At 39.5% G+C, this 10,071-nt stretch carries 7 protein-coding genes and 1 pseudogene; 5 read left to right on the top strand and 3 right to left on the bottom strand.

Translation table 11 applies throughout. The annotated features are described in order from the left end of the window. Positions 1-157: 157 nt before the first annotated feature. Together ACYTR8_RS09610 and pepF are read right to left on the bottom strand one after the other, a co-directional pair. Positions 158-637 carry a glutathione peroxidase gene (locus tag ACYTR8_RS09610; RefSeq protein WP_111715842.1) on the bottom strand — a complete coding sequence of 160 codons (480 nt, stop codon included), beginning with the start codon at positions 635-637 and terminating at the stop codon, positions 158-160. Continuing rightward, a complete protein-coding gene (gene pepF / locus ACYTR8_RS09605; protein WP_479642075.1) occupies positions 630-2,429 on the bottom strand; it encodes an oligoendopeptidase F in 1,800 nt (599 codons plus the stop codon). The genes ACYTR8_RS09610 and pepF overlap by 8 nt, the downstream gene beginning before the upstream one ends. 196 nt (positions 2,430-2,625) lie before the next feature. On the opposite strand from pepF, the gene ppc reads away from it, so the two are divergent. From ppc to tuf, 5 genes are all read left to right on the top strand, one after another. Continuing rightward, positions 2,626-5,391, top strand: a complete 2,766-nt coding sequence (gene ppc, locus ACYTR8_RS09600) for a phosphoenolpyruvate carboxylase (protein ID WP_479642074.1) — start codon at positions 2,626-2,628, stop codon at positions 5,389-5,391. A gap of 215 nt (positions 5,392-5,606) precedes the next feature. Further along, positions 5,607-6,881, top strand: a complete 1,275-nt coding sequence (ftsW, locus tag ACYTR8_RS09595) for a cell division peptidoglycan polymerase FtsW (RefSeq protein ID WP_015057430.1) — start codon at positions 5,607-5,609, stop codon at positions 6,879-6,881. A 109-nt stretch (positions 6,882-6,990) separates the two neighbouring features. Next, positions 6,991-7,461, top strand: coding sequence for an RNA polymerase sigma factor (locus ACYTR8_RS09590; protein ID WP_111717905.1), 471 nt, complete (start codon positions 6,991-6,993; stop codon positions 7,459-7,461). After that, positions 7,445-8,524 carry a sigma factor regulator N-terminal domain-containing protein gene (locus ACYTR8_RS09585; protein WP_479642073.1) on the top strand — a complete coding sequence of 360 codons (1,080 nt, stop codon included), beginning with the start codon at positions 7,445-7,447 and terminating at the stop codon, positions 8,522-8,524. Before ACYTR8_RS09590 ends, ACYTR8_RS09585 begins: the two co-directional genes overlap by 17 nt. Before the next feature lie 125 nt (positions 8,525-8,649). Then, positions 8,650-9,846, top strand: a complete 1,197-nt coding sequence (tuf, locus tag ACYTR8_RS09580) for an elongation factor Tu (RefSeq protein WP_003047614.1) — start codon at positions 8,650-8,652, stop codon at positions 9,844-9,846. 70 nt (positions 9,847-9,916) lie between these two features. On the opposite strand, the pseudogene ACYTR8_RS09575 reads toward tuf, so the two are convergent. Then, positions 9,917-10,071: pseudogene (locus tag ACYTR8_RS09575) on the bottom strand (IS5/IS1182 family transposase); the annotation flags it as partial.

The following is a 10,071-nucleotide window of genomic DNA, read 5'->3' as shown; positions in this document are numbered from 1 at the left end:
GGTTATAATCAGGTTTTTCTTTGTGTAACATAGGAGAACCTCACAAGTCCTTTTTCTTATATTATACTCCTAAATATCATGAAAAGCCCCTAGAAAAGTGATTCTAAGGACTTTGTCTTCAGTCTGAATAGACTTGGCACGCCAAGTCTATTTTATATTAACCAAGAAGTGCTTTAAGGTCTTCTTCAATTAGTTTAGGATCTGTCTTTGAGGAATAGCGTTTAATGACTTGACCATTTTGGTCAATGAGAAATTTAGCGAAGTTCCATTCGATGCGTTTCCCGAGGGGCCCACTTTTTTCTTCTTTTAACCAGGTAAACAAAGGATCAGCGTCTTTACCATTTACTTTGATTTTTGCAAAGCGAGGGAAAGTAGTGTGATAGGTTAAGCTGCAAAATCGATTAATTTCTTCGGCTTCCCCTGGAGTTTGATTTAAAAATTGGTTGCAAGGAAAATCTAAGACCTCAAATCCCTTGTCATGGTATGTGTCATATAGTGCTTGCAAGGCTTGGTATTGTGGGGTTAGCCCACATTTGGTAGCTGTATTCACGACCAAAACCACTTTTTCTTTGTAGTTAACTAGTGAGATGTCACTGCCGTCCTGAGCCTTAACCGTAAAATCATAGAGATTAGGCATGTGACATATCCTCGGTGTAACTGATAATTTGGTCAACGGTATCACTCAAGAATTGAATGGTATCCCGAAGAGGTTTTTCAGTGGCAATGTTTGCCCCAATCAACATAGCAGTATCAAGAGGCGTACGGCTGCCACCTGATTTTAGGAAGTCAAGCCACTCCTTGGCACCATTTGGATTATGTTTAAGGTTGAGGTAACCAGCTGTTGAAATAACAAGCCCAGCAGAATAGGTATAACTATATAAGCCCATGTAGTAATGCGCTTGGCGCATCCAGGTAAGAGCTGCGTCATCGTCAATGTCAACGGCATCTCCCCAGAAGTCTGTTAAGACCTCTTTCATCATCGCATTTAATTGGTCAGCTCCAAAGGTACCGCCTTCTTCAATAAGGGTGTAAACCTCACGTTGGAAAGCCGCTTCCAATAGGTGAGTGATGAAGTTATGGAAGTATGTGTCTGTTAAACGGTGAGCAAGGGCAAAACGTTTTTGACGAGGATCATCAAATTGATGTTCCAAGTAATCACTAAGCATCAATTCATTAAAGGTCGATGGCGCTTCAACGTAATAAGTTGACATATGGGTGTTGAAGTAACTTTGGTGATTATCAGAGAAAATAAATTGGCCAGAGTGTCCGATTTCATGAATGAGCGTGTAGACATCAGACATTCTGCCAGTCCAGCTCATTAAAACATAAGGGTGTACTTTGTACGGATCAGCGGCATAACCACCAGAATCTTTATTGGCATTAGCAGCAAAGTCAACCCAGCGTTCTGTCTGATAACGTTCGATTTCTTTCGTGTATTCTTGTCCTAATGGGGCTAAAGACTTCATCACGAGGTCATAGGCACCATCAATGCTGACTTCTGGATTGAGATCATTGTCAATATCTAGCTTCCAGTCAGCAAAAGTCATTTTCTCAAGACCGTTGACTTGGGCGACATGTTTTAAGAATTTCTGAGCAACCGGTCCAAATTCAGTCATGATGAGATCAATTTGGCGATCGAACAAGCTACGATCCACTTCCTGTTCAGCTAGGAGGTAATCAAAGACAGAAGCGTAGCCTTTCATATCAGCTAACAATTTTTCAGATTTAACCTTGGCCAAATAAGCAGCAGCAGCTGTATTTTGGTGTTTACGGAGACCTTTTGAGAAGGAACGGAAAGCTTTGTCACGAATTTCAGCATTTTCGTGATTTTGATAAAAGTTTTCATAAGAGACAAAGCTATTTTTGTAGGTTTTACCATCCACTTCAAAATCATCCATGTCAAAGTCACCAGCCCGCATTTTGGTGTAAATATCATAAGGCGCATTAATGACCTCGCGTAAGTTAGCCAAAGCCTTTTCCACATCAGGACTGAGCAGGTGTTCTTTTTGGATTTTTGCCATGCGAATAGCAGCGCTGAAATAAGGGTTCTTTTCTAATGTATCTAGCACGTCAAGGTCGGCATTGGCTAAGGCAGTGTCAAAGAAGCTAAGGGCAACGCTAGCTTTAGTCATGAAATCATCACCAGCCTGAGCAATTTGAGCAAATGACTCACTTGAAAAATCAGTGGTTTGAGGCATAAAGGCATAGGTGCCAATATGACTCATTTGAATATAGATGTGCTCGATTTCCATCAAGGCTTGAGTGAAATCGTCAACAGAGGTTAATTGACCTTCATAGTTTCGTTTAAACACCTCCACATCTTGTAAGGCTTTTTCAATAGCGAGTAAAAAATCTTGGCGGTCTTTGTAGAGCGCTGTTAAATCCCAAAGTTCATTTTCAGGAAATTCTGAACGTTTTTTTAATTCCATAATGGTCTCCTTAACTTATGATTACCACTAGTATAACAGAATTTGGCTAGGATATAACAGAAAAATTATTCCATACATTAAAGACGATAAAACGCTTACTTTAGATAAAAAGCAAACATTCTACTTTAGAGTGCTTTCATTTCTAGTAAAAAGTGGTATGATAAAAAGAGAAGCTAACAGAGGAGGAGTCAATAGTTTGTCACTTAAAAAGCTAGAGAGTAGTAACAACCAAGCTATTATTGCTGAGGAAGTTGCTATTTTAAAAGATATGTTGGAAAAAATCACCCGTCGAATGATTGGAGATGAGGCGTTCGCAACGATTGAAAACATTGTTGCTTTATCTGAAAAGCAAGATTACGTTGGGTTAGAAACGATTATCGCAAGCATTTCTAATCAAGATATGGATGTGATTTCAAGATACTTTTCAATCTTGCCTCTGTTAATTAACATTTCAGAAGATGTGGATTTGGCTTATGAAATCAATTATCAAAATAATACCAACAAGGATTATTTAGGCAAACTTGCCTTAACTATTGATGCCGTCGCAGAAAAAGAGAATGCCAAAGACATCCTAGAGCAGGTTAATGTGGTACCAGTTTTGACAGCCCATCCGACACAAGTGCAGCGCAAAACCATTTTGGAGTTGACAACACATATCCATGATCTCCTTCGTAAGTATCGTGATGTCAAAGCTGGTGTCGTTAACCAAGAGAAGTGGCATAATGAACTCTATCGGTACATAGAAATCATTATGCAGACAGATATTATCCGCGAGAAAAAACTCAAGGTCAAAAATGAGATTACTAACGTCATGCAGTATTACGATGGTTCTCTCATTCAAGCAGTGACCAAATTAACAACTGAGTATAAAAACTTGGCTCAGAAACGTGGCTTAGACTTGGTCAATCCTAAACCCATTAACATGGGCATGTGGATTGGAGGAGATAGGGATGGGAATCCTTTTGTCACAGCTGAAACCCTAAGGTTATCTGCTACGGTTCAGAGCGAAGTCATCCTGAAATATTATATTGAAAAATTAGCAGCCCTTTACCGAACCTTTTCTTTGTCTTCTACCTTAATTCAACCCAGTGCAGAAGTAGAGCGTCTGGCTAGCTTATCCCAAGACCAGTCTATTTACCGTGAAAATGAACCTTACCGTAGGGCTTTTCATTATGTGAAGTCCCGCCTTGTCCAAACGCGCACTCAATTGACAGGGAACCAAGATACCACTGGACAGTCGGTCACAGCGGATCGCCTTACTCGTAAGTTAGCAATGCAAGATCAGTTAGAAGGACCTATTGCTGCCTACGTTTCGCCGGAAGACTTTAAAGCTGATTTGATGGCCATTGAGCAATCTCTTTTAAGCAATGGTGATGTTGCACTGGTTGATGGCGACTTACGCGAAGTGATGCAAGCTGTTGATATTTTTGGCTTCTTCCTAGCAAGTATTGACATGAGGCAAGACTCTAGTGTGCAAGAAGCATGTGTGGCAGAGTTATTAAAAGGAGCTAATATCGTTGAGGATTATAGCTCACTTTCAGAAACTGAAAAATGTGAGCTTCTTGTGAAACAACTGACAGAGGATCCAAGAACACTATCTTCAGCAGCAGTTGCTAAGTCAGATTTGCTCGAAAAAGAATTAGCGATTTACGCAGCTGCACGTGAGTTGAAGGATAAGCTAGGTGATGAGGTCATTAAGCAGCACATCATTTCGCACACAGAAAGTGTTTCTGATATGTTTGAATTGGCCATCATGCTCAAAGAAGTTGGTCTGATTGACCAACACCAAGCTCGTGTGCAAATTGTGCCACTTTTTGAAACTATTGAAGACTTAGACAATGCTCGTGACATTATGACAACTTACTTGAGTTATGATATGGTTAAATCATGGATTGCAGCTAATCATAACTATCAAGAAATTATGCTAGGTTATTCTGACAGTAATAAAGATGGTGGTTATCTTGCTTCAGGTTGGACCCTCTATAAAGCTCAAAATGAATTAACAGCCATTGGAGAGAAAAATAGCGTGAAAATCACTTTCTTCCATGGTCGTGGAGGAACAGTTGGACGAGGCGGTGGACCTTCTTACGATGCCATCACCTCACAACCTTTTGGTTCTATTAAAGATCGCATTCGCCTCACTGAACAAGGGGAGATTATTGAAAATAAATATGGTAATAAAGATGTCGCTTATTACCATTTAGAAATGCTCATTTCAGCTTCTATTAATCGTATGGTCACACAAATGCTTACCAACCCTAATGAAATTGACGGATTCAGAGAAGTCATGGATGGTATTGTTGCGGACAGTAATAAGATTTACCGCCAGCTAGTATTTGATAATCCTCATTTTTACGATTATTTCTTTGAAGCAAGTCCTATCAAGGAAGTTTCTAGCCTTAACATAGGGTCAAGACCGGCAGCCCGTAAAACGATTACGGAAATCACAGGCTTGCGGGCTATTCCTTGGGTCTTTTCGTGGTCACAAAATCGTATCATGTTCCCCGGATGGTATGGGGTAGGATCGGCCTTTAAACATTATATTGACCAAGCAGAAGGCAATCTTGAGCGTCTCCAACACATGTACCAGACTTGGCCCTTCTTCCATTCCTTATTATCGAATGTGGATATGGTGCTATCGAAATCAAATATGAACATCGCTTTTCAATATGCTCAGTTGGCAGACAGCCAAGAGGTTAGAGATGTTTTTCATGTGATTTTGGACGAATGGCAGTTGACAAAAAATGTGATTCTTGCCATCGAAGGACATGAGAAGTTACTAGAAGATAACCCATCTTTGAAACAAAGTTTAGCTTTTCGTCTCCCTTATTTCAATGTGTTGAACTATATTCAAATTGAATTGATTAAGCGCCTGCGCAATCATCAGTTAAGAGAAGAGGATGAAAAATTAATTCACACAACGATTAATGGAATTGCGACTGGGTTACGTAATTCAGGCTAAATCCTTGAAAAGTCCTCTACCTAATTAAATTAAGGCAGCAGACGCTTTAGGTTATCACTAAATCGTCTATCCCAAAAAGTCTCCTTTGTTTCGTCTGATATCCTCGTCAGGCTTACTTGGAGGCTCCTTTTTGCAGGAGGTTGACTTTCACTTTTGTTTGTTCTTGAAAGATGGTATAATGCTAAATGATTATCTCAAGAAATATAGGGGAAACTATGAAAATTGATAAAAGGCACCTCTTAAATTACTCCATACTATTGCCTTACTTAATTTTATCGGTTATTGGTTTAATCGTGGTCTATTCCACGACAAGTGTTAGCTTGATTCAAGCACATGCTAATCCGTTTAAATCCGTGATTAATCAAGGGGCATTTTGGACGTTAAGTCTGATTGCTATTGTTTTCATTTATAAGTTAAAATTAAACTTTTTAACCAATACCAAAGTATTAACCTTAGTGATGTTAATTGAAATGACGCTCTTGGTTATTGCTCGCTTCTTTACGACGGCTATCAAAGGAGCACATGGTTGGATTGTCATTGGTCCCATCAGTTTTCAACCTGCTGAATATTTGAAAATTATAATGGTCTGGTATCTGGCCCTGACCTTTGCCAAAATTCAGGAAAAAGTCAGTCTTTATGACTATCAAGCCTTGACGCGTCGTAAATGGTGGCCGACGGAATGGGGAGACTTACGAGACTGGCGAGTCTATTCCCTTTTTATGATACTTTTGGTTGCTGCTCAACCTGATTTGGGAAATGCTTCCATTATCGTATTGACAGCTATTATCATGTTCTCTATTAGTGGGATTGGCTACCGTTGGTTTTCAGCCATCCTTGTCTTGATTACTAGCTTATCGACCCTGTTTTTGGGAACAATTGCCCTCATTGGGGTGGAAAAAGTTGCTAAAGTTCCTGTTTTTGGTTATGTCGCCAAACGTTTCAGTGCCTTTTTTAATCCCTTCCATGATTTGACAGATTCAGGGCATCAGCTGGCCAATTCTTATTACGCTATGAGTAATGGTGGCTGGTTTGGGAGAGGACTGGGTAATTCCATTGAAAAACGGGGTTATTTGCCAGAAGCACAGACAGACTTTGTCTTTTCTGTTGTTATTGAAGAGTTAGGTTTAATAGGAGCGGGACTCATTTTGGCGCTTGTTTTCTTCCTTATCTTACGGATTATGAATGTGGGCATTAAGGCTAAAAATCCTTTTAATGCTATGATGGCCTTAGGAGTTGGTGGCATGATGCTGATGCAGGTATTTGTTAATATCGGTGGGATTTCTGGTTTGATTCCTTCAACCGGAGTAACTTTCCCTTTCTTATCTCAAGGGGGAAATAGCTTACTTGTTTTATCGGTGGCTGTCGGGTTTGTGCTTAATATTGATGCCAATGAAAAGCGTGAAGACATTTTAAAAGAAGCAGAGCTAACTTATCGGAAAGATGCTCGAAAAGAAAATAGTAACATCATTAACATCAACCAATTTCAATAAAAATCTCCTTTGAGGGGATTTTTTTGTAACCAAAATAAAGGATGATACGTTATATAAGTGTAGAAAGGGGGTGAGCCCCATCAAGTTAGAACCATATGAACAGGAACTAGTGGTTTATTCAAAAGATATTATCGCTTATTTAAAAGCATCGGGTGTGCCAGACCAGTTGGCGCGTGACATTAGTCAGGATGTTTTCCTAAAAATGTTAGAGAGTAATATTATTCTCCCACCTGAAAAGATACGTGCATGGATGTATCGCGTTGCTGTCAGAAAATACATTGATCATTACCGAAGAGACAAGACCTACCTGGAGATTCTTCAAAGAGATTTTTTCCATCTAGAAACGGTTGTCGAATTTGAACAACCTAACTATACCCCTTTGTACGAGACCATTAGTGCCTTACCAAAAAAGTACCGCATGGTTTTATCGCTTTATTATTTTGATGGCTTGTCGGTAAAAGAAATCGCAAGCATTTTGCACAAGTCCTTAAGCAGTGTCAAAATTAACTTGATGCGGGGACGAGCCTTATTAAAAGAAAAATTGAAGAAAGCAGGATATACATATGATGATTTCAACTGATTTTGAAAAGCTTGCCAAGCGACATAAACGCCGAAATATTTTTAGAACGGTAACCATTAGTGTAGTCTTAAGCCTGTTTCTTATGGTGTTAGGATTTATAGGACTCAATAGACTGACTAGCAAGAACGGTCAAAACATTCAACAGTATTATACGGTCATTTCTGAAATAGCCTACCCTAATATTAGTTATAGCAGTTGGGGCTACGATGCCACTTCCCAATTCACAGGTAATTTTGTCTCTCACCGTTTTAAAGATATTGATGGTATATCCGTTCCTTTTGAGAAATATGAACATTATTACTCCCTTATCTTATACCAGAAATCATCAGCAAACAATAATTCATTGATGTCTGACGATAATGGTCGCTCGATGTACACAAGAGCATCTCATTATAAAGTTCCCATGTTTTTTAACAAGGGGAAAAAAGTGCAACTTGGGTCGATAAAACCCACTCAAGATATTCCTCTCATCCGTCAAATGTCAGGACAAGCTGTAGAAGTAGCAATCACTTTTGATAAAGGCTACACATTAAAAGAAATGGAACAGTTCATTCCTAAAAATTTAAAACTCAATTGGATTTGGAGCGGGGTTCAGCTTGATTATTTAGAAAGTCAATTTGGTTTTACCCCCTACTTTAATTTGGATTTGACAGCCGAGCAACAGAAAAAGATGAACGCTGAGATTGCTAAGGCTTACCAAACCAAAAAGAATCCGGATTTGAACCCTATTTATCAAAAATATAGTCATAAAAGTGCTGTTTCTCCTGTTAAAGGGATGGAAAATAGTTATACTGCATTCCAAGATAGACTAGAACAATACTTCAAAATGGAGGAGAGTAGTCTCCAAACGGTAACGACTGAAGATGGGGAAGTTTATTCCTCTAAAGCTATGCTAAAAGAGTATTTAAAGCAAAACAAGAATCCAAAGACAGCTAAATTTGAAGGTGTCATCCTGACAGGACGCGCTGAGAATTTTGACCAATTACAAAATGCTGATTGGATTTATGCTTCAAATATTGGGCAATCCATTCAAATCCAACCCTACCATCACTTGGAAAAATAAAGAAAAAGCAAAAGGCATAAAATACTTGCATTTTCCTTAGAATTTGCTACAATAGTAAGGTAAAGTTAGACTGTATTGCCTACCGTCTATCTATAAAATATATTTTATTGGAGGCTTTTCCTAAAATGGCAAAAGAAAAATACGATCGTAGTAAACCCCACGTTAACATTGGTACAATCGGACACGTTGACCATGGTAAAACTACTTTAACAGCTGCAATCACAACTGTATTGGCACGTCGCTTGCCTTCATCAGTTAACCAACCAAAAGATTACGCTTCTATCGATGCTGCTCCAGAAGAACGCGAACGCGGAATCACTATCAACACTGCACACGTTGAGTACGAAACTGCAACTCGTCACTATGCGCACATCGACGCTCCAGGACACGCGGACTACGTTAAAAACATGATCACTGGTGCCGCTCAAATGGACGGAGCTATCCTTGTAGTTGCTTCAACAGATGGACCAATGCCACAAACTCGTGAGCACATCCTTCTTTCACGTCAGGTTGGTGTTAAACACCTTATCGTGTTCATGAACAAAATCGACCTTGTTGACGATGAAGAATTGCTTGAATTGGTTGAAATGGAAATCCGTGACCTTCTTTCAGAATACGATTTCCCAGGTGATGACCTTCCAGTTATCCAAGGTTCAGCTCTTAAAGCTCTTGAAGGCGACACTAAATTTGAAGACATCATCATGGAATTGATGGATACTGTTGATTCATACATTCCAGAACCAGAACGCGACACTGACAAACCATTGCTTCTTCCAGTCGAAGACGTATTCTCAATTACAGGTCGTGGTACAGTTGCTTCAGGACGTATCGACCGTGGTACTGTTCGTGTCAACGACGAAATCGAAATCGTTGGTATCAAAGAAGAAACTAAAAAAGCTGTTGTTACTGGTGTTGAAATGTTCCGTAAACAACTTGACGAAGGTCTTGCAGGAGACAACGTAGGTATCCTTCTTCGTGGTGTTCAACGTGACGAAATCGAACGTGGTCAAGTTATTGCTAAACCAGGTTCAATCAACCCACACACTAAATTCAAAGGTGAAGTATATATCCTTTCTAAAGACGAAGGTGGACGTCACACTCCATTCTTCAACAACTACCGTCCACAATTCTACTTCCGTACAACTGACGTAACAGGTTCAATCGAACTTCCAGCAGGTACAGAAATGGTTATGCCTGGTGATAATGTGACAATCAACGTTGAGTTGATCCACCCAATCGCCGTAGAACAAGGTACTACTTTCTCAATCCGTGAAGGTGGACGTACTGTTGGTTCAGGTATCGTTTCAGAAATCGAAGCTTAATTTTAATTAAGTTCCCAGAATAACAATTAAAGTCGGACAACTTAAATTGTAAAAGCTCCCTTAGGGGAGCTTTCAGATTGAAGACAAACATCGATTTGGTGTTTGTCTTTTTTAGTGTTTTTAGATAAAAATGGCTGTTTCCGTGCTTAAACCACCTCATCTGAACAAAATAAAAAGGCTCTCCCGCCATCCTTTTGACCAGTTTTTTGAGATTTAAGCATGCCA

The organism is Streptococcus sp. F2, assembly GCF_056500955.1.
Note: the sequence above shows the minus strand (reverse complement) of the source record. Positions and strands in the feature narration are given on the sequence as shown.

Bases quoted from the DNA above. Each gene is read 5' to 3' on its own strand.
- tuf (WP_003047614.1), top strand. From the start codon at position 8,650: ATGGCAAAAGAAAAATACGATCGTAGTAAACCCCACGTTAACATTGGT.
- ftsW (WP_015057430.1), top strand. From the start codon at position 5,607: ATGAAAATTGATAAAAGGCACCTCTTAAATTACTCCATACTATTGCCT.
- ACYTR8_RS09585 (WP_479642073.1), top strand. From the start codon at position 7,445: ATGATGATTTCAACTGATTTTGAAAAGCTTGCCAAGCGACATAAACGC.
- pepF (WP_479642075.1), bottom strand. From the start codon at position 2,429: ATGGAATTAAAAAAACGTTCAGAATTTCCTGAAAATGAACTTTGGGAT.
- ACYTR8_RS09610 (WP_111715842.1), bottom strand. From the start codon at position 637: ATGCCTAATCTCTATGATTTTACGGTTAAGGCTCAGGACGGCAGTGAC.